This window comes from Bradyrhizobium sp. AZCC 1721, assembly GCF_036924715.1.
Lineage (GTDB): Bacteria > Pseudomonadota > Alphaproteobacteria > Rhizobiales > Xanthobacteraceae > Bradyrhizobium.
The window spans coordinates 4,917,682-4,937,972 of the sequence record NZ_JAZHSB010000001.1 but is presented as its reverse complement, the minus strand read 5'-3'; the positions used below and the strand labels follow the sequence as shown (position 1 = coordinate 4,937,972).

General features: G+C 62.6%; 23 protein-coding genes. 14 read left to right on the top strand and 9 right to left on the bottom strand.

Going from position 1 to position 20,291, the window contains the following annotated elements; translation table 11 throughout:
• Nucleotides 1–140: 140 nt before the first annotated feature.
• Entirely contained in the window at nucleotides 141–1,457 is a 1,317-nt protein-coding gene (locus tag V1273_RS23950; RefSeq protein ID WP_334411059.1) for a hypothetical protein, read from the top strand.
• Nucleotides 1,458–1,589: 132 nt separating this feature from the next.
• Nucleotides 1,590–1,937, top strand: coding sequence for a DUF1488 family protein (locus tag V1273_RS23945; protein WP_334411058.1), 348 nt, complete (start codon nucleotides 1,590–1,592; stop codon nucleotides 1,935–1,937).
• A 36-nt stretch (nucleotides 1,938–1,973) separates the two neighbouring features.
• On the opposite strand, the gene V1273_RS23940 is transcribed toward V1273_RS23945, so the two are convergent.
• Complete coding sequence (locus V1273_RS23940; protein WP_334411057.1) at nucleotides 1,974–3,368, bottom strand: FAD-binding oxidoreductase; 1,395 nt, start codon at nucleotides 3,366–3,368, stop codon at nucleotides 1,974–1,976.
• A gap of 663 nt (nucleotides 3,369–4,031) precedes the next feature.
• On the opposite strand from V1273_RS23940, the gene V1273_RS23935 reads away from it, so the two are divergent.
• Complete coding sequence (locus V1273_RS23935; protein WP_334411056.1) at nucleotides 4,032–4,259, top strand: hypothetical protein; 228 nt, start codon at nucleotides 4,032–4,034, stop codon at nucleotides 4,257–4,259.
• A 221-nt stretch (nucleotides 4,260–4,480) separates the two neighbouring features.
• On the opposite strand, the gene V1273_RS23930 is transcribed toward V1273_RS23935, so the two are convergent.
• The 4 genes from V1273_RS23930 to V1273_RS23915 form a co-directional block, all read right to left on the bottom strand.
• Complete coding sequence (locus V1273_RS23930; RefSeq protein WP_334363710.1) at nucleotides 4,481–4,804, bottom strand: copper-binding protein; 324 nt, start codon at nucleotides 4,802–4,804, stop codon at nucleotides 4,481–4,483.
• A gap of 161 nt (nucleotides 4,805–4,965) precedes the next feature.
• Nucleotides 4,966–5,946 (bottom strand): GGDEF domain-containing protein, encoded by a 981-nt coding sequence (locus V1273_RS23925; protein WP_334384194.1) that lies wholly within the window; start codon nucleotides 5,944–5,946, stop codon nucleotides 4,966–4,968.
• Between the two features lie 221 nt (nucleotides 5,947–6,167).
• Nucleotides 6,168–6,923 carry a flagellar type III secretion system pore protein FliP gene (gene fliP, locus V1273_RS23920; protein WP_334363709.1) on the bottom strand — a complete coding sequence of 252 codons (756 nt, stop codon included), beginning with the start codon at nucleotides 6,921–6,923 and terminating at the stop codon, nucleotides 6,168–6,170.
• On the bottom strand, nucleotides 6,920–7,963 hold the full coding sequence (locus V1273_RS23915; protein ID WP_334411055.1) for a flagellar biosynthetic protein FliO: 1,044 nt from the start codon (nucleotides 7,961–7,963) through the stop codon (nucleotides 6,920–6,922). Before V1273_RS23915 ends, fliP begins: the two co-directional genes overlap by 4 nt.
• Before the next feature lie 435 nt (nucleotides 7,964–8,398).
• Here V1273_RS23915 and flgB point away from each other — a divergent pair, with 435 nt between their 5' ends.
• From flgB to V1273_RS23860, 11 genes are all read left to right on the top strand, one after another.
• Entirely contained in the window at nucleotides 8,399–8,809 is a 411-nt protein-coding gene (gene flgB, locus V1273_RS23910; RefSeq protein ID WP_334411053.1) for a flagellar basal body rod protein FlgB, read from the top strand.
• 26 nt (nucleotides 8,810–8,835) lie between these two features.
• Entirely contained in the window at nucleotides 8,836–9,261 is a 426-nt protein-coding gene (flgC, locus tag V1273_RS23905; RefSeq protein ID WP_028348649.1) for a flagellar basal body rod protein FlgC, read from the top strand.
• Nucleotides 9,262–9,277: 16 nt separating this feature from the next.
• Complete coding sequence (gene fliE, locus V1273_RS23900) at nucleotides 9,278–9,589, top strand: flagellar hook-basal body complex protein FliE (protein ID WP_028348650.1); 312 nt, start codon at nucleotides 9,278–9,280, stop codon at nucleotides 9,587–9,589.
• A 142-nt stretch (nucleotides 9,590–9,731) separates the two neighbouring features.
• Nucleotides 9,732–9,995 carry a flagellar biosynthesis protein FliQ gene (fliQ, locus tag V1273_RS23895; protein ID WP_057860162.1) on the top strand — a complete coding sequence of 88 codons (264 nt, stop codon included), beginning with the start codon at nucleotides 9,732–9,734 and terminating at the stop codon, nucleotides 9,993–9,995.
• A 14-nt stretch (nucleotides 9,996–10,009) separates the two neighbouring features.
• A complete protein-coding gene (gene fliR / locus V1273_RS23890) occupies nucleotides 10,010–10,780 on the top strand; it encodes a flagellar biosynthetic protein FliR (RefSeq protein WP_334363705.1) in 771 nt (256 codons plus the stop codon).
• A 98-nt stretch (nucleotides 10,781–10,878) separates the two neighbouring features.
• Nucleotides 10,879–11,952, top strand: a complete 1,074-nt coding sequence (gene flhB, locus V1273_RS23885) for a flagellar biosynthesis protein FlhB (RefSeq protein ID WP_334363704.1) — start codon at nucleotides 10,879–10,881, stop codon at nucleotides 11,950–11,952.
• 148 nt (nucleotides 11,953–12,100) lie between these two features.
• Complete coding sequence (cckA, locus tag V1273_RS23880) at nucleotides 12,101–14,665, top strand: cell cycle histidine kinase CckA (protein ID WP_334411051.1); 2,565 nt, start codon at nucleotides 12,101–12,103, stop codon at nucleotides 14,663–14,665.
• A 144-nt stretch (nucleotides 14,666–14,809) separates the two neighbouring features.
• Entirely contained in the window at nucleotides 14,810–15,814 is a 1,005-nt protein-coding gene (locus V1273_RS23875; protein WP_334363702.1) for a Tim44 domain-containing protein, read from the top strand.
• Between the two features lie 202 nt (nucleotides 15,815–16,016).
• Nucleotides 16,017–16,646: a lectin gene (locus V1273_RS23870; RefSeq protein WP_334412257.1), complete on the top strand. Its 630-nt coding sequence runs from the start codon at nucleotides 16,017–16,019 to the stop codon at nucleotides 16,644–16,646.
• A 229-nt stretch (nucleotides 16,647–16,875) separates the two neighbouring features.
• Nucleotides 16,876–17,151 (top strand): hypothetical protein, encoded by a 276-nt coding sequence (locus V1273_RS23865; protein WP_334363701.1) that lies wholly within the window; start codon nucleotides 16,876–16,878, stop codon nucleotides 17,149–17,151.
• A 250-nt stretch (nucleotides 17,152–17,401) separates the two neighbouring features.
• Nucleotides 17,402–18,109, top strand: a complete 708-nt coding sequence (locus V1273_RS23860) for a glutathione S-transferase (RefSeq protein WP_334411049.1) — start codon at nucleotides 17,402–17,404, stop codon at nucleotides 18,107–18,109.
• Between the two features lie 52 nt (nucleotides 18,110–18,161).
• On the opposite strand, the gene V1273_RS23855 is transcribed toward V1273_RS23860, so the two are convergent.
• From V1273_RS23855 to V1273_RS23840, 4 genes are all read right to left on the bottom strand, one after another.
• Nucleotides 18,162–18,521 (bottom strand): GFA family protein, encoded by a 360-nt coding sequence (locus tag V1273_RS23855; protein ID WP_028348664.1) that lies wholly within the window; start codon nucleotides 18,519–18,521, stop codon nucleotides 18,162–18,164.
• A gap of 16 nt (nucleotides 18,522–18,537) precedes the next feature.
• The gene (locus tag V1273_RS23850; protein ID WP_334411047.1) at nucleotides 18,538–19,212 is read right to left on the bottom strand and encodes an isoprenylcysteine carboxylmethyltransferase family protein; all 675 of its coding nucleotides are present in this window, start codon (nucleotides 19,210–19,212) and stop codon (nucleotides 18,538–18,540) included.
• 242 nt (nucleotides 19,213–19,454) lie between these two features.
• Nucleotides 19,455–19,640, bottom strand: a complete 186-nt coding sequence (locus V1273_RS23845; protein ID WP_334411046.1) for a hypothetical protein — start codon at nucleotides 19,638–19,640, stop codon at nucleotides 19,455–19,457.
• A gap of 160 nt (nucleotides 19,641–19,800) precedes the next feature.
• Nucleotides 19,801–20,277 (bottom strand): hypothetical protein, encoded by a 477-nt coding sequence (locus V1273_RS23840; RefSeq protein ID WP_334363697.1) that lies wholly within the window; start codon nucleotides 20,275–20,277, stop codon nucleotides 19,801–19,803.
• Between the last annotated feature and the right edge of the window lie 14 nt (nucleotides 20,278–20,291).

Sequence of the window (20,291 nt, the reverse complement as noted above, 5' to 3'; positions counted from 1 at the left end):
CCAACTTCGTTCCCTCGGTGAATTGCTCGCCGTTTGAAGTCGGAGACGGTTTGCTCGCCCGAGCACCGTGCGTTTTCTGTGGCGTGGACCCAATGCCCTTCCGGCACGTTATCGCAGGGCAGGGTCGGTCGAAGCCAGCCATGGAAACACTTGAGGCTTATCTCGACAGGAAACACGAGGAAATCACGTTGCTGAACGGTTTCCTCGACACTCCTTTGGCGCTGCGGCATCCGACCTCGGTGGTCGAGGTGATTGAACAAAAATTTCACATCGCCGCAGCCCTGAAGGCCCAGCATGCGCTGCACGATTGGGCGTTCACGGAAACAGCCTGGGCACATCCGGGCCGGCTGCGCGCTGGGCCGTTCACGTTCAGCTACGATTATCAGCGCGCAGACCTCGAAGTGCGCGGCCCATCCTTTTACGACCATTCGACATCGGCGAACCAGACCATCTATACGTCCTCGGGGATGGCGGCGATATCGGCACTGCTGCTGGCCTTCGCACGCTTGGCATCTGAGGCGGACATCCTGGTTTTGCCTGGCGCCTATGGCGAGACCCTCGAGCTGATCGAAAATCATACACGTCAGTTTCGCCTGGTCCCGCTGAAAAGCTCTCCGGACGAGGGCGCCTTTTGTGCTAATCGACCGCGAATTCTTCTGTTCGATTCATGCACGCCCGCTGCCGCATTCGAGGCGACCCTCCATTGCGCAAGGCCGCGCCTCGATCTCGTGATTTTCGACACGACCTGCTTCTCGACGGGCTCGGGGCGAATCCGCCGGGTTGTGAGCTGGGCACGACGTTGGAAAGTCCCGATCGCGCTGGTGCGCAGCCATACCAAGCTTGATTCCCTCGGGGTGGAGTACGGCCGGCTCGGCTCGGCGGTTTTCGTCGCCTGCGAAAAGCACGTCGCCCCGGCCAAGCAGGAGCGGCTGGAGGACCTCGCCAACGAAACGCGCAATGCCGTGCGACTGTTCGGCGGCGCGGCGGTGCCTGCGCATTTCCCGCCCTACGTCGGAACGAAGGCCTATCGGGCTCTGACTGACAGGCGGATGGCGGCCATTTTGCGCAACAGCAGGCGGACGGCGCGCTGTTTTGCATCCGGGCTTGCCGGCTCGTCGGCGGAGCTGCATTTCGCGCACGGTCTCTATGTCACACTGGCGCCGAAGCGAATGCTCGACGAGAAGCAGACGAAGCAAGTGGCGGCGGATTTGTGCGACGACCTGCGAAGAGCCGGATTGCCGCTGCGGCATGCAGGGAGTTTCGGGTTCGATTTCGGCGCAGCGGAGTGGTTTCGCGATACCTCATGCAATCGCCACGTGGTCAGGATCGCGGTGCCCGATCTTCCGACGCTGCTGTGGGACCAGGTCGCTTGGGCCGTGATGGAATGGTGGTCGGCGCACGAGGGGGAGCCCCAACAGCCATACCGCGGCGCAGACGACCACGCCTATTCAAAATGAGCCCGAGGACGTAGCAAGGTAGTGGATTTGGCCGCAGCTTCGGCCAATTTTTGACGTGTTGGCGCATTACGAAAGCTTCGGCGCCCTCTCACCCGATTCTAGCCACGCCTACCGTTCAAAGCTGATCGTCGAATGCCGTTGACCCGGGACAGAATTGTTGGACATGACAGAGAACGCCTTGCGTTCAAGTTCACCATGCTGAACGACGGCGAGACGGTCGAATGCCAGATCAGCGATGCCGCGATGGATGAACTCGGAGGTGTCAGGGGCACCGAGAGCATCGCAAGGCAGGCGCAGTTCGTGGCCTTGCGGGACGCGGTGGAGGAGATCGCGTCCGATCTCTTCGACAAGCTGCCGCCCGTCAAAGGCCGCGTCATCCGGATATTCACCAAGCATATTCCCCAGCCGGCTCCGGACAACTTGCCAGCCGGGCCGCCACCTGTTTCTGCGGCCGACGATCACCTCGGCATCAGTTCGTAGACCTGACGCTCGATATACGATCGCCAAAAAGCGCCTTCACACCGTAAAAATTCGCCCCGGGTTCAGGATGTTCTTCGGGTCGAGCGCGCGCTTGAGCGTGCGCATGGTTTCGATCTCCTCTTCGGTGCGGCTCATTTTCAGATAGGGTCGCCTGAGGATGCCGATGCCGTGTTCGGCCGAGATCGAGCCGCCGAACTCGCCCGTGAGGTCGTAGACCAGCTTCTCGAACTCATCGTGCTTGTCAGGCGTATGTTCGTGATACACGCTGGGATGCAAATTGCCGTCGCCGACGTGTCCCATCACGATGGTGAAGGCTTGCGGATCGATCGCTTTGACGCGTGCATCCAGCGTATCCGCATATTCCTCCATCCTGTCGATGGCCACACTGACATCGAACCCCATCCGTGCCGTGAATGGAAAGCTGCGACCGAGTTCGACGCTGGAATCGCGGATGCGCCAGATCGCAGCCACGGACGCGTTCGAGGTCGAAAGCGTGGCGTCGAGGATCAAATTATCTCCCATCGCCGTCTCCAGCATCTTCTCGAGGCCGTCCCGAATGCGTTCAGCGTCGCTTCCTGAGGCCTCCAGCAGCACATAGAAGGGATGGTGGGTCGGCAGCGGGCCAACCACCCCCTTCACACGCTCGACGGTCTGGCGGTAGTAGGCATTCCACATCACTTCGAATGCGGTCAATTCGCCGCCGAGACTTTGCCGCGCCAGCTTCAGGAATGCCATGACCTGGCCGAACGAGGGCAGGGCGCACAGCGCCACCTGCCGCTCCGCCGGCGCGGGAAAGACACGCAGCGCAGCACGCGTCACGACGCCGAGGATGCCTTCGCTGCCGATGAAAAGCTGCTTTAAGTCGATGCCGGTGTTGTTCTTGATGTATTTGCGCAGGCCCTTCAGAACGGTGCCGTCTGCGGTGACGACCTCAAGGCCGAGAATCAGGTCACGCGTCATGCCGTAACGGATGACGCGGTTGCCGCCGGCATTGGTCGAGATGTTGCCCCCGATGGTGCAACTGCCGCGCGCGCCGAGGTCGAGCGGAAACATCAGGCCGTCCTGCTCGACGCGCTCCTGCAGTTTTTGCAGTGGCGTGCCGGCCTGCGCGATGGCGACGCCGGCTGAGGCATCGACCTCTTCGACGCTGTTCATGCGCTCCATCGAGAGCACGATTTCGTTCGCATTCGGCAGCGCGCCGCGCACCAGCCCGGTCATGCCGCCCTGCGTCGTAACTGGTACGCCTTCGCGGTGACAGAGCCGCAGCAGCACGGAGACGTCCTCCGTCGTTCTGGGGCGAACGACTGCGCGCGGTTTGGGCGCCGGATTGCCGGTGAGGTCGTGGTGATAGCGCGCGTCGATGTCAGCGCCTGATAGCACCGCGCCCTTGCCGAGCGCGTTGTGCAGTTCGTCAATGAAGCCCTCGGACATGCCGTGCCTCTTCTTCATGTGGAGTTTGGATGTGGAGTTTGGCCGAAGCTATACATGCGGCATTCCTGAGATGAAACCCGGTCCGGCCGCAATCGCGGCGTTTTCAGGAACTAGGGAAGTCGCGCTCTGAAGGCGGCGATCAGTGTGGTTGTCGCCGGGGGACCCTGTGCGGAGCCTTCTTGCCGCGCGACTTCGGCATCGGCGGGGTGACGGTAGGGCTGATGGTGGGGCTGTCCTGCCGCTCGGGCTCGATCGAAGTGATCTGGTTGCAGGTGTCGCACTTATAAACGTAGACGAGAGGACGCAGTCCGATCCGGGGCAGCTTTCCGATCTGGACCGTACCACCGCCGCAGATCTCGCAGCGCGGCGGCAGACCGGTGTCTGAAGGCTGGGCGGGCATATCGAACTATCGCTGAAGCAACAAACGACTCAATTCAGCAATGCTGGTTGCCGATTGCATCCTAATCGTGGACAGAAAGTCCGTAAGACTACGAGGTCGTGCCACTCATTCGCCGCCGGCGTCCGTGTTTTGCCACCAAATCGACCCCAGCCGGGCATCCAACCAACACACTGCAGGGTGCAAACTCGCAACGCTGGCGCGTTACTCCACGGAAAGTCCACCGGACCGAGTCCGGCCGGATTGCGCCTTGTGAGGCGTGCAAAATGTCTTCCACCAACGGTCGCGACACATCGATGCAAGCAGCGCTGGCAACCGCAGAGGCCGCCGCGTCCCGCCCATCGCCCGCAGACAGGTTTAATGATGATCGGGAGGGGCCGGCGAAACGCGCCGTCAAACTCTTGGCGCTGCAGCTACGATTCCAGAAGTTGAACGAGTATTGCGACCAGGCGGCCGCCGAAATTCGCGCTTCGCTCGAGCGCTCGGCGCGCTAGCGGGTGATTTGCGGCAGATCAAGGCAACACCGGCCCGATTGCCTTGAGGTACGTTTATGCCGAGCGGCTCCTTGATCCGGATGGGCGGCTCAGGTGACGACGAGGCCCGGACTCCCCAAGCAAAATGACGTTTCGAAGGAAACGTCATTTGCCTTAGGGCACTCTGGGCCTCGCTGTCTTTGATCGAAGCAATGCATCACAAAGTGGGATGCTGCCTCGCCTCACTTCTTCTCGATCTTGGTGACCGCGTCCGTTTTGTCGATCTTCGTGATGGTCTTGGTCCCCGGCGTGTCGTTCACGGCGAAGGTGACCCTGTCGCCGGCGTGCAGGGCGTTCAGCCGCGCGCCATCCTGGATCTTGAATTCTTCGGCTGCAGCGCCGGTATTCGCGCCGGTGGTGCCTTCAGGCATATCCTTGATGGTGATGGTGCCGCTGATCCGGTCTATTCTCGTCACCATTCCCGTACGCGGTTGCTGGGCAAGAGCCGACGTCCCCGCGATGCTGAGGGCCGCGGCGGCAGCCATAATCATCCCTGCGATCTTCATGGAATACTCCCGGCTGTAGGGCGTCCACGATAAGCCGGGATTGCGGCAATAGTTCCGCGCCGGAGCGGGATAGCGACTTTTTCTCCCGTACGAATTAAGGCAACTCTGCAAACGACACAGGATGAAGGCGCGGTTCTGTTAAATCAGAACGGATAAAGCCTTTAGGCCGCGCCGGCCTCGGGCTCGAGCTCGGTTTCCGTTACCGTGCGGTTGCGGCCGAGTCGCTTGGCTTGATAAAGCCCGCGGTCGCAGCGCTCGATCATGGCTTCCGCGGATTCGGCGAGGCGGAATTGCGACACGCCTATTGATACCGTAATGCTGCCGATCTCCTTGCCCGTCGCACGGCGTGTCAGCTTCGCTTCGGCAATGCGCCGGCGAACGCGTTCGGCAACGGCCGTGCAAGCCTGCAGATCGGCGCCCGGCAGCACCGCGATCAACTCTTCGCCGCCGTAGCGGGCGGCGAGATCGACTTCGCGAACGCCTTCCTGCAAGACCTTGGCGACCAGCCGAAGCACCTGATCGCCGACCTGGTGGCCATAATCGTCGTTGAACTTCTTGAAGTGATCGATGTCGATCAGGAAGACGCTGAGCGGCTCGTCCTTTTCCATCGCTGCGATCTGGGCGAGGCGAAGGAATTCATCCATCGAGTGGCGGTTGGCCAGCCCGGTCAGCGCATCGGTGTTGGAGCGTTGCTCGGCCGCTTTGAGCGAGTCGCGGATGCTGTCCAGTTCCTCCGACGTGGCGGCGAAATTCGCCTCCAGCTTGGCGGCCCGGGCCGTCGCCTTTGACAATTCATCAACCAGTTTTGCAATGATCGTCCGGGGATCGCCGGTACCAGCAGCCTCGGAAGACACTTCACCGAGCGCCTCGATGTGGCTGCGGTTGTCGGTGACGGCAGCGTTGAGGAATTGCTGCGCGGTCTCGATCAGCCCGCCCAATTGATCGGGAAGGTCGCCAAACGGATCGGCACCGGCCTGCGCCACATAGGTAACATAGAGTTCGTGGTTGGTTGCCGCGTCGAATTTGCGCTTGCCCGCAATCAGAATGTCGATGGTCTTTCGCAGCGCCAGCGAACTGCCCAGGGAATATTCGAACCAGACGGCGAAATTGGTGGGGGTGGGAGGGACCGACTGCTGCGACATCAACCGCATCGCCCGGTCGGCAATCGTCGTGGCGTATTCGACGTCCATGTCGCCGATCGGCTGGCCTGCCATTTCTAATCCGGTGATGCGTTTGGTAAGTCAGTTCCTGGCATCCATTGTGCACGAAGGAACTAATCTCACCTTAAATTCGCTGCGAAACTCCGCTGCAAATACGTAACCAATACTGACCTATTTTGCGCGGAACCGGCAGAAATCGGCCGCTAACTCCCACCGTAGCTCTGCACCAGGCTTCCTGCCACCAGCGACCAGCCGTCCACCAACACGAAAAAGATCAACTTAAACGGCAGCGACACCACGACCGGCGGCAGCATCATCATACCCATCGACATCAGCACGGATGCGACTACGAGATCGATGATCAGGAAGGGGAGGAACAGCAGGAAGCCAATCTCAAAGGCGCGTTTCAGTTCGGAGATCATGAAGGCCGGGACCAGAATCCGCAGCGACAGGTCTTCCGGCGTCGCCGGCGGCGGCTCGCCCGAGAGGTCCACGAACAGCTTCAGATCCTTTTCGCGGACATTCTTCTGCATGAAGCCGCGCAGCGGCACAGAGGCCTTTTGCAGCGCTTCCTCGACGCCGAGTTCGTTGGCGACCAGCGGCTTGATGCCGTCGTCATAGGACCTCTGCAGGACGGGGCCCATCACGAAAGCGGTCAGGAACATCGCAAGCGCAATGATCACGGAGTTGGGCGGGGCGGTCGCGGTGCCCAGCGCCGTGCGCAGCAGTGACAGCACGACGACGATCCGTGTGAACGACGTCATCATGATCAGGATCGAGGGCGCGATCGACAGCACCGTCAACAGCGCGATCAACTGGATCGCGCGCTCGGTCACCCCGCCGCCGCCCTGGCCGAGATTGATGCTGATATCCTGCGCCAGCGCCGGATCGGCGAGCGATCCGGCGACGGTCAGGATTAAGAAAAATAAAACTCTACGCGGAGAAGTCGCCGGCCTCACGAAGGGTTCTTCGGACGGCCCAGCAATGACGCCATCTCGTCTTCGAGGTTCTCGAAGCCGCTCTTCTGCGGAGCGGGTGTGGGAGGAGCGGGGGGTTCGCTGCGGGAGGTACGGGCAGGCGGCGTTTCCGGCGCTACCGGCGGCGCCACCGGTTCGGCCGGCCGGCGCAGGGCGGCCTCCAGCCGCTGCGCCATCTCGGCGAGATTCTGGTCGGCGCTCGACGGCGCGGGGGGTGGAGGGGGTGGAGGCGGCGGCGGCGCGGCGCGTTCGGGGGCTCGAACCGGCGCCTCGCGAACTGCAGGTACCTCGCGGACAGGCGGCGCCTCACGGCCTGTCGGTGCCTCGCGGACTGACGCTGCCTCACGGACCGTCGGTGCCTCACGAGCTGGCGGCGCCTCACGGACAACCGGCGGTGCCTTGGGCAACTCACGCTGCGGCAACTCGCGCTGCGGCCGCGGCATCAGTGGTTCGTTGCGGGTCAGGCGCGGCGGAGCCGCTTCGGGACGACCGGTAATCGATTCCGGCGCAAAGCCCGTCAATGGATCGCTACGACGCTCCGGCGGCGGCGCGGGCCGGCGGAGATCGTCTGCGAAGGAGGGACGTGCGGGTCGCGGCGGCGGCTCCGGCATTTGCGGTTCGGCGTGGTGATCGAAGCCGTCGGTCGGTCGCAAATCGGCTCTCGCCGCTTCCTCGCTCCAGGCGGCATCGGGCAGCGGCGCGATCCGCGGCGGCTGCTCGCCGACCGCCGGGCGTGGCGCCATCTGATCGCGATTGGGCATTGCGCGCACGATGTTGGGTTCGACCACGATGTCGCTCGGACCGCCGATCATCAGGAGATGCTCGACATTGTCGCGCCGTACCAGCACGAGGCGCCGGCGGCCGTCCACGGCGGCGGCGTCGATCACGGCAAGCCGCGGCATCCGCCCGCGCTGGGTGTTGGCGCCGAGGCGGTTGTTGGCGAAGCGGCGGACCAGCCATGCGGCCACGCCGATCAGCGCCAGAACGGCGATGAATGCGAAGAGGAATGTCAGTGTCTGCATTCTTTAGTCCCCGGCCACGGGCCGTTCTCTTGCTGCTGGCTTCGACGAGTGCGGTCTTAGGTCTTCCGGTCCGAGCATGTTCCCTTTGGGAAAGCGGTTCCCGTTTGCGGGATCATGCCCTGAACGATCCGCAACCGGCGAATCATGCCCGAGATCGGCCTTATTTCTTAATCCCCACGGCGAACGCCGCCATCCGGGTTAATTAATAGACCAAGAATCGTTTGACCCAAAACGACTTCTGAGCGCCCCACGCCGGGTTGGTTGCTGCTGGTTAACGCAGTTTTCGTGGCGAAAATGCGCTCATTTCGTCGCTGTCAGCGGGCATTGGCCGACGTCCATGGCCGCCAGGCGCGATTTTAACCAGCCGTTAACCATACACCGGGCAAATTCTGCCTACCTCGCGGCGTCTGCCAGAGGTTAACGGGGAACGGCTCGATGGCCATCAACGATCTTCCGATCCTGTCGGCGCTGCGCACCAAGATGCAATGGCACCAGGAACGCCAACGGGTGCTCGCCGAAAACGTATCCAACGCCAACACCCCGAATTTCAGGCCGAGCGACCTGGTTGAGCCGAAATTCGACAACAAGGGCACCGATGTCGGCGGCGCGATGGGCTCGCTCGCCATGCTGCGCACCAGTGCCACCCATATCGGGCTCTCCGGCGGCCGCCAGAGCTTCAGGGGGGATGGCGGCAGGAGCGGCTTCTTGACCAAGCCTGCCGGCAACTCGGTCAATCTGGAAGACCAGATGATGAAGGTCTCGGCCAACCAGATGGATTACGCGGCCGCCACTTCGCTCTACAGCCGCAGCCTCGGCCTGCTCAAAACCGCCATCGGAAAGCGCTGACGCGGCGCGATTAGGAGAACCGGATCATGGCAGATGATGGAAGCGATTTCGCCCGCTCGATGAGCATCGCGACCTCCGGCCTGCGCGCACAGGCGGGGCGGATGCGGGTGATCTCGGAAAACATCGCCAATGCGGACTCCACCGCGCCATCGGCGGGCGGCGATCCCTATCGCCGCAAGGTGCCGACATTTTCCTCGGCGCTCGACCGCACGCTGGACGCCCGCGTGGTGACGCTCGGCAAGGTCAGGGCTGACCAGTCGGCGTTTCGCGTCAAGCACGAGCCGAGCAACCCGGCGGCCGATGCTGCGGGCAACGTCAAATATCCGAACGTCAATCCGCTGGTCGAAATGACCGACATGCGCGAGGCGCAGCGGTCCTATGAAGCCAACCTCAACATCATCAGCGCCACACGCCGCATGATTCAACGCACCCTCGATATCCTCAAGGCTTGAACAGGAACCATAGAAAATGGCTTCACCGACCGTTGCAGCAAACGCCTACGCCGCGCTTTCGCGCATCATGGAATCCGGCGGTGCCGAGAAGGGCGGCCAATCCACCGGCGGCCCGTCCTTCAGCGCGCTGCTCAAGGACGCGGTGGGAAGCGTGCTGGATGCCGGCAAGAAATCCGACGCCCAGACCATGGCGATGACCGCGGGCAAAGCCAATGTCATGGACGTGGTGACGGCGGTCGCCGAAACCGACGTCGCGGTCTCGACGCTGGTGTCAGTGCGCGACCGGGTCATCCAGTCCTACGAAGACATCATGAAGATGCCGATCTGACGTCCCCTGGGACGTCATCCCGGGGCGATAGTTTCGTCATTGCGAGCGTAGCGAAGCAATCCATCGAGCCACAGAAAGATGGATTGCTTCGTCGCTTCGCTCCTCGCAATGACGGTCGAAAGTTCGAACAAGGAAGCTTGCTATGACCGGTGCCGAAACCCTCGACGTGGCGCGCGATGCGATCTGGACCATCGTGGTGGTGTCGTCGCCCTTGATGGTGATTGGCCTGGTGGTCGGCGTCGTGGTGTCGCTGTTCCAGGCGCTGACGCAGATTCAGGAACAGACGCTGATCTTCGTGCCGAAGATCCTCGCAATCTTTGTCACGCTGCTGCTTGCCCTGCCGTTCATGGCCGATTCGCTGCACGGTCACATGATGCGGATATCGTCGCGAATCATAGGCGGTTGATGCATTGTGGATAAATGCGTGTCGACATATCGCTGCTGCCGGCCCTTGCCGCCACCTTCATGCTGGTGTTCGCCCGCGTGGGGGCCATGGTGATGCTGTTGCCGGGATTTGGCGAGAGCAATATCCCGGTGCGCATCAAGCTCGCGATCGCGTTGCTGTTGACACTGATCATCCTGCCGCTGCACCGCACCGCTTACCAGGTCGACCTGACCTCGATGACGGCGATCGGGGTGCTGCTGGTGCACGAGATCGCCATCGGCATCGTGCTCGGCGCCACGGCGCGCGTGACGCTGGCGGCGCTTGCGGTGGCAGGCTCGGTAATCGCCCAGCAGCTCGGCCTCGGCTTCGTCACCGCCGTCGATCCGACGCAAGGGCAGCAGGGCGTGCTGATCGGCAACTTCCTCTCCATTCTCGGCATGACGCTGCTGTTTGCCACCGACACCCATCACCTTGTCATCGCGGCGCTGAACGAGAGTTACCGGATCTTCTCGCCGGGCGAGCTGATGCCGAGCGGTGACGTGGCGGCGCTTGCCACGCGCGCCTTCGCGACCGCGTTCAAGATCGGCATACAGCTCTCCGCGCCGTTTCTGGTGTTCGGCCTCGTCTTCAATATCGGCCTCGGCGTGCTGGCGCGGCTGATGCCGGCGATGCAGGTCTATTTCGTCGGCGTGCCGCTGTCGATCATGGTGGGCTTTCTGATCTTCGCCCTCGTCCTCACCGGAATGATGGCGACTTATCTCAACTACTTCATCGGCGTGATGCACGAATTGACGCCGCTGAAATAGAGCATGATCCGGAAAAGTGGGTGCCGGTTTTCGCTCGCGACAAACGCGGAACGCGTTTGCGCGGAGATCATGCTCAAACAAAATGCTAGGATGCCACGATGGCCGACGATACCGACGACAAAACAGAAGACCCTACGCAAAAACGTCTCGACGATGCGCTTGCCAAGGGCGACGTTGCCAAGAGCCAGGAGGTCAACACCTGGTTCATCATCGCGGGCGGCACACTGATATTGTCGACGTTCGCGGGATCGATCGGCGGCGGCATTCTGATGCCGCTGCGTAACCTGATCGCCAATGCAGGCCAGCTTCGCGCCGACGGCGCGGCGCTGCTCGCGCTCGGCAACACGCTGGGTTACGCCGTGCTCGGCGCGATTGGCGTGCCGCTGCTGATGCTGGCCCTTGCCGCGATCGCCGGCAACATGATCCAGCACCGGCTGGTGTGGTCGTCGGAATCGCTCAAACCGAAGTTCAGTAAAGTATCGCCCGGCGCGGGGCTGAAACGCATCTTCGGCAAACAGGCGGTGGCGAACTTCGCCAAAGGGCTGTTCAAACTGATCGCGCTCGGCTCCGTCATGATGGCGGTGCTGTGGCCCGAGCGTCATCGGCTGGAATCGTTCCTGATGTTCGATCCTTCGGCGATCCTCGACGTTACCACCAACCTGACGCTGCAGTTGATGGGTGCGGTAGTGGCGATGCTGGCGGCCGTCGCGATCGCCGATTACTTCTTCCAGTACCGGCAATGGTACACGCGGCAGAAGATGTCGCTGCAGGAGATCAAGGACGAGTTCAAGCAGTCCGAAGGCGACCCCCACATCAAGGGCCGTATCAGGCAGTTGCGCGTGCAGCGGATGAAGAAGCGCATGATGGCCGCCGTTCCCAATGCCAGCGTGATCATCACCAACCCGACTCACTATTCGGTGGCGCTGTCCTACGATCGCGGCATGTCGGCGCCGGTTTGCGTCGCCAAGGGCGTCGATAACATCGCGTTCAAGATCCGGGAGATCGCCAAGAAGCACGACATACCGATCGTGGAGAATGTGCCGTTGGCGCGCGCGCTTTACGCCACCGTCGATATCGACGAGGAGATTCCGGTCGAGCACTATCACGCGGTGGCCGAGATCATCGGCTATGTCATGCGCCTCAAGAACGGGTTTGCTAACCGAGGAATGTGAGGGGAACCGCTGGAAAAACGCCTTGAAATGCCTTCAACCTGTCAAATAACCGCCTGATGGACTTGCGCTTGCGGGTCCGATTCAGGCACTCAGGAGCGGCGCGCGACCCCGCGCGTCACCTCCTTGCCGACGGGCAGTGCCTCTTCAGATGACCGCCGAAACCGACAGCCATCCGCCCACCGAGCCCTTCGCGGCCCACGAGCCGGCGCGGCGGGGCGGTAGCATCGTGCTGGTGTTGCTGGTGGCCGCCGGCATCGTCGCGGTGGCGGTGGCCCTGATGACCATCGGCCGTGCCCAGGCTCAGCCTTATATTCTCGGCGTGCTGGCACTTTTGGCCATGGTCGGCCTGTTCAATCTGTTCGCCTTTGCCGCCGGTATCATCCGCTTCACCGACCGCGGCGCCGACGATCCGGTAATGGGCCGCATCGCCGATCACGCCTATGACGGGCTGGCGGTGACCGACCCCAAAGGCCATGTGGTCTATTCCAACGCCGCCTATCTGGCGCTGACCGGAGCTGCCACCGCGCAGGACGTGCGGCCGGTCGAGCGCGTCTTCATCGGCAATCCCGACGTCTCCGAAGCCGTGTTCCGCCTGCTCAAGGCCGCCCGTGAAGGCAAGCGGCAGCAGGAGGAGGTCCGCATCGCCGGCTCTGACGGCGCGCAGGGCCGCTGGCTTCGGATGCGGGTTCGCCCGCTCGGCCAGGGCAAGCGCGAAGCAAAATACGCGGTGTGGTCGATCGCCGACATCACGCGGGACCGCGAGCGTCAGGAAGATGTGTTCCGGGAACTGCAGCACGCGATCGAATATCTCGATCATGCGCCATGCGGCTTCTTCTCGGTCGATCCGGCTGGCGACGTCATCTATGTCAACGCCACGCTGGCGAACTGGCTCGATTACGATCTCGCCGAGATCGGATCCGGCGGGTTGAAGCTTAACGATATCGTCTCCGGCGATGGCGCCTCGCTCCTGACCTCGATCGTGGCGGTACCCGGCGAGGTCAAAACCGAAGTGTTCGACATCGACCTGCGCATGCGCGGCGGCAAGACAATGCCGGTGCGGCTCTACCACAAGCTCGCCTTCGGCGCCGACGGCTCGCCGGGTTCGTCGCGCACGCTCGTGATCAGCCGCACGCGCGACGAGCATTCCGACCCCGAACGTGCAGCCGAAGTCCGCTTCATGCGGTTCTTCGACCATACGCCGATGGCGATTGCGACGGTGGACCGCGGCGGCACGGTGGTGCGCGCCAACGCCCGCTTTGCCAAGCTCGCGCAAAGCCTGAGCTCGGACGGCGCGGCCAACAAGTCGATCTTCCGCACGGTAAATGCGCGCGACCGCAGCCTTCTGATCTCGGCGATCAACCAGGCGGCCGAAGGGCAGGGCGACATCGCGCCGGTGGAAGTCATGCTCGACGGCGCCAAGGAGCGCTGGGGGCAGTTCTTCGTTACCGCCGTCGAGGAGGACGAGCGCGACACCGAAGCGGCCATCGTCTATCTGCTCGAGACCACCGAGCGGCGCACGCTGGAAAACCAGATCAATCAGTCGCAGAAGATGGACATGGTCGGCCAGCTCGCCGGCGGCATCGCGCACGACTTCAACAACGTGCTGTCAGCCATCATGATGGCGAACGATTTCCTCTTGAACGCGCACAAGCCGACCGATCCGTCGTTCCAGGACATCATGCAGATCAAGCAGAACGCGACCCGCGCGGCGACGCTGGTGCGGCAACTGCTCGCGTTCTCGCGCCGCCAGACGTTGCGGCCGCAGGTGCTCGACCTCGGTGATGCGCTTTCCGACCTCACCATGCTGCTGCGCCGCCTGATCGGCGAGAAGGTCAAGCTCGACCTCGTGCACGGCCGCGATCTCTGGCCGGTCAAGGTCGACGTCTCGCAGTTCGAACAGGTGGTCGTCAATCTCGCGGTCAATGCGCGCGATGCGATGCCCGATGGCGGCAAACTGACGGTGAGGACCGCCAACGTGACGGTGGACGAAGCCGCGCAGCTTTCGCACAAGGGCATGCCGGCCGCTGATTACGTGCGGATCGACATTTCCGATACCGGCACCGGTATCCCGGCCGACATCGTCGACAAGATCTTCGAGCCGTTCTTCTCGACCAAGGAGGTCGGCAAGGGCACCGGGCTCGGTCTCTCCACGGTGTACGGCATCGTCAAGCAGACCGGTGGCTTCGTCTATGTCGACTCCACGCCCGGCGAAGGTACCACGTTCCGCATCTTCCTGCCGCGTCATCGGCCCGAGCTGGAAGCGCAGCCGGAGGCGCCCGCCGCCAATGGCGCGGCCAGGGAAGGGGCGGCCGGGCTGCCGAAGCCGCGGCCCGACCTGACCGGGCAGGGCACCATCCTGCTGGTGGAAGACGAGGACGGCTTGCGGTCGTTGAATGCGCGCGGTCTGCGTTCGCGCGGCTATAGTGTGATCGAGGCCTCCAACGGCATCGAGGCGATGGAGGCGCTGGACGAAAAGGACGGTGCGGTGGATCTCGTCGTTTCCGACGTGGTGATGCCGGAAATGGACGGTCCGACGCTGCTGCGCGAAATGCGCAAGCGCAATCCGAATTTGAAGATCATCTTCGTCTCAGGTTACGCTGAAGAGGCTTTCGACAAGAGCTTGCCGGAGAACGAACAATTCGCCTTCCTGCCGAAGCCGTTTGCGCTCTCCGCGCTGGTCGAGAAGGTCAAGCAGACGATGACGGCCTCATAAAATCCGCGCCGAAAGCCTGCTGCATATGGTGAATGCCGAGTTTACGGCCAAATCGTCACATCCCCGCGACTGAGGGCCGCAGCCGCCGTTCCCGATATTTGCTTCACTTTTGGCTGGCTCTGCCCATCTTAGGGGCACTTCCCCATGGAGGGGAATGAGGAAAAAGACATGAATTTCACGCAGACTGCGCGCGGAATTGTACGGGCGATGGCCATCGTCCTGTCGGTGGCGGTTCCATTGGCGATCACAATCGAAGCGGCTGACGCCCGCGTTGGCGGCGGCGGCAGCTCCGGTTCGCGGGGATCGCGGACCTATTCGGCGCCCCCGAGCACGACCACCGCTCCGGGCACGGCGCAACCCATGAACCGCACCTTTACGCAGCCAGGCACCCCTGCAGCGGGCGCGCCGGCCACGGCTAACAAAGGCGGCTTCTTCAACCGGCCCGGAATGGGCATGCTCGGCGGTCTCGCCGCCGGCTTCCTCGGCGCCGGCCTGCTCGGCATGCTGTTCGGTGGCGGATTGTTCTCCGGCCTCGGCGGCCTGTCCTCGATCATCGGCCTGCTGCTGCAGATCGCGCTGATCGTGATCGTGGTGCGTCTGGCCATGTTGTGGTGGCAGCGCCGCAATGCGCCGGCCTCCGCCTATGCCAACGCGCCTGCCGCCAGTGGGCCTGCTGAAGGCCCTGGTGCCCAGACCAGCTTCCGCTCCGGACTGGGTGGCTTTGGGCTGGGTTCGAGCCAGCCGGCGCTGGAAATCCAGCCGGCCGACTATGAAGCCTTCGAGCGGCTGCTTGGCGAGGTTCAGGCCGCCTGGTCGAACGAGGATGTCGCCAAACTGCATACGCTGGCGACGCCCGAGATGGTGTCCTACTTCTCCAAGGATCTCGAGGAGAACAAGGCCCGCAACGACGTCAACAAGGTGTCCGACGTCAAGCTGCTGCAGGGCGACCTTGCGGAAGCCTGGCGCGAAGGCGAAACCGATTACGCCAGCGTGGCGATGCGGTTCTCGCTGGTCGACAAGACCCTTGAGCGCACCACCGGCCGTTTGGTCGCGGGCAGCGAAACCCCGATCGAGGCCACCGAAGTCTGGACCTTCGCCCGCCGCCGCGGCGGCGACTGGGAACTCTCGGCGATCCAGCAGACGAACTGATCGCCTGCATCAACACGAAGAAGGCGCTGCGGTTTGTTCCGCAGCGCCTTTTTCTTTGCGGGAATGCATGCTCCATTTCGGGCTTCCCCTGCCGGAATAATGATTGCGGCCGCGTGTTGATGAGACACGGCCCACAACAGGGAGGTCTTCAATGAACAGCTTCGCCCGGATCATCTCGCCGGCGTGCTTCGCCCTCGCCGCCATGTCGATTCTCGCAAGCGAGCCTGCGCATGCGCAATCCGCCAATACCAGCTTCTTCGTGACCAGCAACGGCATCGGCAATGGCGGCAATCTCGGCGGTCTTGCCGGCGTCGACAATCATTGCCAGACGCTGGCGCAGGCCGCCGGTGCCGGAGGCAAGACCTGGCGCGCCTATCTCTCAACGCAAGGCGCCGACGGTGCGCCCGCGGTGAATGCGCGCGACCGTATCGGCAAGGGGCCGTGGCAGAACGCCAAAGGCACTGTGATTGCCAAGGATGTCGCCGAACTGCACGGCACCAACGGCCTCACCAAGCAGACCGCCTTGAGCGAGAAGGGCGAGGTCATCAATGGCCGCGGCGATACGCCCAATCGCCACGACGTGCTGACGGGATCGCAGCCGGACGGCACCGCGTTTACCGCCGGCGAAGATCGCACCTGCAGGAACTGGACGAGTTCGACGCAAGGCGCCGCAATGGTCGGACATTCCGATCGCGTGGGACTGCGCGACGACGACGCCTCGAAATCCTGGAATTCGTCGCATCCCTCGCGCGGGTCCGACGGCGGCTGTTCGCAGGCCGACCTGAAGAGCACCGGTGGCGACGGGCTGTTCTATTGCTTCGCGGCGAATTGACCGGCGGTCGGTCTTGCGCTCGCGCGGCGAGTGACACAAGCAGGATCGACCAATCGAAGTCCTTCGCACGAAGGTTACGTCCAATGACAGTTCCGCAACATCGGTATGCTTCGTGCCCTCTCGATGTCGCGGAGCTTGTTCAGCCTATTTTCTTGCTCGTGCAATCCGGTTGTCGATCGCGGAACTCCTGAGTGCTTGGCGAGTTGCCAATCCGAATCCGGAGGCCTTAATGAAACGAGTCCTTGTCGCGTTGGCTTTTACCGTCTTGGCAACGCCGCTGGCGCTGGCCGGCAACACATCGTCGAACTCCAGCTCTAACTCGTCGAATGGCGTGCACACCCGCGTCGATACAATCACCACAGACGACGGCCGCGGACGGACATTTTATCAGCGGCGCAGCGTCCGCATCGACGCTGATCGCGGACGACCGACATACAAGCGCTACGGCGTTCGCGAAGGCTACGGCCCTATGCGCCGCTGGCACCGTGACGATGATGATGATTGAAGCCATTTGCGGCCGATCCGGTACCTGACGAGGAGGGCGTCGCTCGGGTCGACAAATTTCCCGGGCGCTCGGCGCTGAAGCCCGTCAATTCTAGAGTTTGTCGATCAAAGCCGCCCCAGAGGCGGCTTTTTCTATTTGCGCGGCTTTCGGAAGCTTTCCCGTCCAGTCCAGTTCCGCAGTGTCTGGCGTGACGAACGAATGGCGGCATGATTTGTTTGGCCTGTCAGTCCGGATCCAGGAGGCGCCTTCGATGCATTACGAGCTTTATTACTGGCCGACCATTCAGGGCCGCGGCGAGTATGTGCGTCTTGCGCTGGAAGAGGCGGGCGTCGGCTATACCGACGTGGCGCGCCACGGCAACGGCATGGCGGCGATGACGCGCATGATGGAAGTTGGGAAGGGAACGCCGCCCTTCGCGCCGCCGTTCCTGAAGGCCGGGAAGCTCGTGATCGGGCAGACGGCCAACATCCTGCTCTATCTCGGATCACGGCATGGGCTGGCGCCGAAGGCGGAAGCCGGCAGATTATGGGTGCACCAACTACAGCTCACGATTGCGGATCTGGTGCTGGAAGTTCACGACACCCATCATCCGCTCGGTCCCTCGCTCTACTACGAGGAGCAGAAGGCCCCGGCGAAGAAACGCACCGATGAATTCTGGAACGCGCGCGTGCCGAAATATCTCGGCTATTTCGAAGATCTGCTGCAGGCCAATGGCGGGACATATATCACCGGCCGCCGCCTGACCTATGTCGACCTGTCGCTGTTTCAGATCGTCGAAGGCCTGCGCTATGCATTTCCGAAACGGATGAAGGCCTTCGAGAGCGAAATTCCTTGTCTCGTCGATCTGCGCGACCGCGTCGCGGTCCGGCCGAACATCAAGGCGTATCTGGCGAGCGATCGAAGGATTGCATTCAACGAGGACGGTATTTTCCGGAGATACAAGGTGCTGGATACTTGATGCTGTCATTCCGGGATGGTGCGCTAGCACCATACCTCAGACCGCACCGCCGTCACATATTCCTTCCATCCACCGGCGTCATCTTCAACTTCGACAGCTCGATGCCGTCGAAGCAGCTCACATTGACCGCCACCACGTCGGTGCCGTCGGGCTTCTTGCCGCGTGCGAAGACGTCGACGCCGCAATCGACGCAGAGCTGGTGGTGGATCGCGTGCTTGTTGAAGAGGTACTCTTTCAGATTTTCCTCGCCGGCGCGGAGATGAAAACTCTTCGGGTCGAGGAAGGTGAAATGCAGCCCCTTCTTGGTGCAGATCGAGCAGTTGCAAGCGGTCACCATCGCCAGATCGGTGGTGCATTCGAAGCGTACCTGCCCGCAATGGCAGCCGCCGGTATAGGTCTTGCTATCGGGCATCTCTCCGTCATCCTTCTCACCAAATCCCAGGCACCAGACGATAGCGCACGCGGGCGGCGTAGTCAGCATAACCTGGAAGCCCTTCGACCAATGCGCGCTCCTCGATGCGGGCGCGAATGGCGAACAGCACGGCGAATACCGGTGCGAACGCCACACCCCACCACGATCCGAGGAGCAACGGTATTCCGATGAAGTACAGCATGACGGCGCTGTACATGGGATGGCGGATGAAGGCGTAGGGCCCGCTCGAGATCACGCGTTGGTGGCGCGCGGCCTGCACCTTCACGACCGGAGCGGCGAACGAATTTTCGCGGAACACCCACATGATGAACGCGATCGAGAGTAAAAACATCGCAAGGCCGAGCGCCTGCAGCAGCAGCGGAACATCGGAGGCATCGGCCCGCCGGTCGAGGCCGATCGCGACGAGCCACATCAGCAGCGCCGCGACAAATACCAGCATGAATATCTTGTCGGCGGTGGGCTGGTCGGCCTGAAATTTCGGCCGCATGCGCTCGGCGAGCAGCGCGGGATCGGTCTTGGCAAGCCACAATCCGCAGGCAGGCCCGAGGATCGCACTGGCGATCAACATCACCCACGCCCCCGGCCAGTCCAGCGAACCGGCCGCGGCGAACAATAGCGCGCCCATGCCGACGACGACGATGGTGTTCTGCAGCAGAAGTTTTGCGATCATGCGCGGGCTCCATTGGCCCCACGCGCAACAGGATCGCGCATTTTTTCGGCAAACTTGCGGCGCTGATGGGGAAGGGTACCCGCTTCCTTCGCCTGTCATCCCCGCGAAGGCGGGTATCCAGTACGCCGCGGCCTATCGGCTCAAGGCGACGTCTCTGGAATACTGGTTCACCCGCTGGAGCCTGTCAGCGGGCGGCGCTACGCGCCGACCCGTTGGCGGGTGACGACAACCGGATGGTTGGCTCAAGCTAGTCGGTCGATCCGCGTTCCCTGACCCGGCGGCAGGGGAGCGACCAGCGTCGGCTTCGGCGTGCGGGTGCCGTCGGCGGCAGCGCCGTTCTGCACGTCGGGGGTCTTGTCGGGAGCCTTGAACACGGGGACTTCGGGCGCTTTGACCACCACCGTTGCGGGGACAGCAGAGACATTCATCGGAAGCATCCTATTGGTTGCCTCCCACACTGGCCGGGTTGAAACGAACGGTTGGTGAATCCGGCCCGGCAATCCCGCGCCAATGCCGTCAATCCCGTCCAATGGTGAACAGACGCCTCGCGGAATCGTTAGAATGCGACGGATCGGGAGTGGCTTGGGCCTATTCGTCCTTGCCGCGGGTCACCACGATCGAGGCTTCGGTCTTGGTGCGCGTGCATTCCATGTTGAGCCGGCGGAAGCGCATGGAAACCTTGTCGCCGCGCAGGATGCCCATGCGCTTGATGCAGCGCGAGGAGCCGGTCGCAACGTCGGGCTTCGGAATCGTGAAAATGATGGCGCCGGCCGAGGCGACCAGTTCGAAGAATTGTGGCTTCGGCTTGCGGTCCGTCTTGGCATAGAGCTCGTTGGAGTAATTGCGGCCGCGGCAGCCGAGCGACAGCTCTTTCGCCGCCGGATGCGTCAGATAGATCATGTTGCCGGTATTGACGCTGATCTTGAGGCCGTCGATCTGGTTCTTCAATTCCTTGGCGATATCGTCGCAGCGGTCGGCGTGTGCCGGCGATGCAGCGGCCGTGGCGACCAGCGCCAGCGTGGCGGCAAGCAAGGTCGATCGGCGAAATTGTGGTCCCAAAGCCATTATGAATGCCCCCA

Coding starts and splice junctions, on each gene's coding strand:
- V1273_RS23925 (WP_334384194.1), bottom strand. CDS start 5,946: ATGTCGCAGCAGTCGGTCCCTCCCACCCCCACCAATTTCGCCGTCTGG.
- flgC (WP_028348649.1), top strand. CDS start 8,836: ATGGCAGATGATGGAAGCGATTTCGCCCGCTCGATGAGCATCGCGACC.
- V1273_RS23935 (WP_334411056.1), top strand. CDS start 4,032: ATGTCTTCCACCAACGGTCGCGACACATCGATGCAAGCAGCGCTGGCA.
- V1273_RS23950 (WP_334411059.1), top strand. CDS start 141: ATGGAAACACTTGAGGCTTATCTCGACAGGAAACACGAGGAAATCACG.
- V1273_RS23875 (WP_334363702.1), top strand. CDS start 14,810: ATGGAGGGGAATGAGGAAAAAGACATGAATTTCACGCAGACTGCGCGC.
- cckA (WP_334411051.1), top strand. CDS start 12,101: ATGACCGCCGAAACCGACAGCCATCCGCCCACCGAGCCCTTCGCGGCC.
- fliE (WP_028348650.1), top strand. CDS start 9,278: ATGGCTTCACCGACCGTTGCAGCAAACGCCTACGCCGCGCTTTCGCGC.
- V1273_RS23850 (WP_334411047.1), bottom strand. CDS start 19,212: ATGATCGCAAAACTTCTGCTGCAGAACACCATCGTCGTCGTCGGCATG.
- flhB (WP_334363704.1), top strand. CDS start 10,879: ATGGCCGACGATACCGACGACAAAACAGAAGACCCTACGCAAAAACGT.
- V1273_RS23945 (WP_334411058.1), top strand. CDS start 1,590: ATGCCGTTGACCCGGGACAGAATTGTTGGACATGACAGAGAACGCCTT.
- V1273_RS23840 (WP_334363697.1), bottom strand. CDS start 20,277: ATGGCTTTGGGACCACAATTTCGCCGATCGACCTTGCTTGCCGCCACG.
- V1273_RS23930 (WP_334363710.1), bottom strand. CDS start 4,804: ATGAAGATCGCAGGGATGATTATGGCTGCCGCCGCGGCCCTCAGCATC.
- fliQ (WP_057860162.1), top strand. CDS start 9,732: ATGACCGGTGCCGAAACCCTCGACGTGGCGCGCGATGCGATCTGGACC.
- V1273_RS23860 (WP_334411049.1), top strand. CDS start 17,402: ATGCATTACGAGCTTTATTACTGGCCGACCATTCAGGGCCGCGGCGAG.
- V1273_RS23915 (WP_334411055.1), bottom strand. CDS start 7,963: ATGCAGACACTGACATTCCTCTTCGCATTCATCGCCGTTCTGGCGCTG.
- V1273_RS23855 (WP_028348664.1), bottom strand. CDS start 18,521: ATGCCCGATAGCAAGACCTATACCGGCGGCTGCCATTGCGGGCAGGTA.
- V1273_RS23845 (WP_334411046.1), bottom strand. CDS start 19,640: ATGAATGTCTCTGCTGTCCCCGCAACGGTGGTGGTCAAAGCGCCCGAA.
- V1273_RS23870 (WP_334412257.1), top strand. CDS start 16,017: ATGTCGATTCTCGCAAGCGAGCCTGCGCATGCGCAATCCGCCAATACC.
- fliR (WP_334363705.1), top strand. CDS start 10,010: ATGCGTGTCGACATATCGCTGCTGCCGGCCCTTGCCGCCACCTTCATG.
- V1273_RS23865 (WP_334363701.1), top strand. CDS start 16,876: ATGAAACGAGTCCTTGTCGCGTTGGCTTTTACCGTCTTGGCAACGCCG.
- flgB (WP_334411053.1), top strand. CDS start 8,399: ATGGCCATCAACGATCTTCCGATCCTGTCGGCGCTGCGCACCAAGATG.
- V1273_RS23940 (WP_334411057.1), bottom strand. CDS start 3,368: ATGTCCGAGGGCTTCATTGACGAACTGCACAACGCGCTCGGCAAGGGC.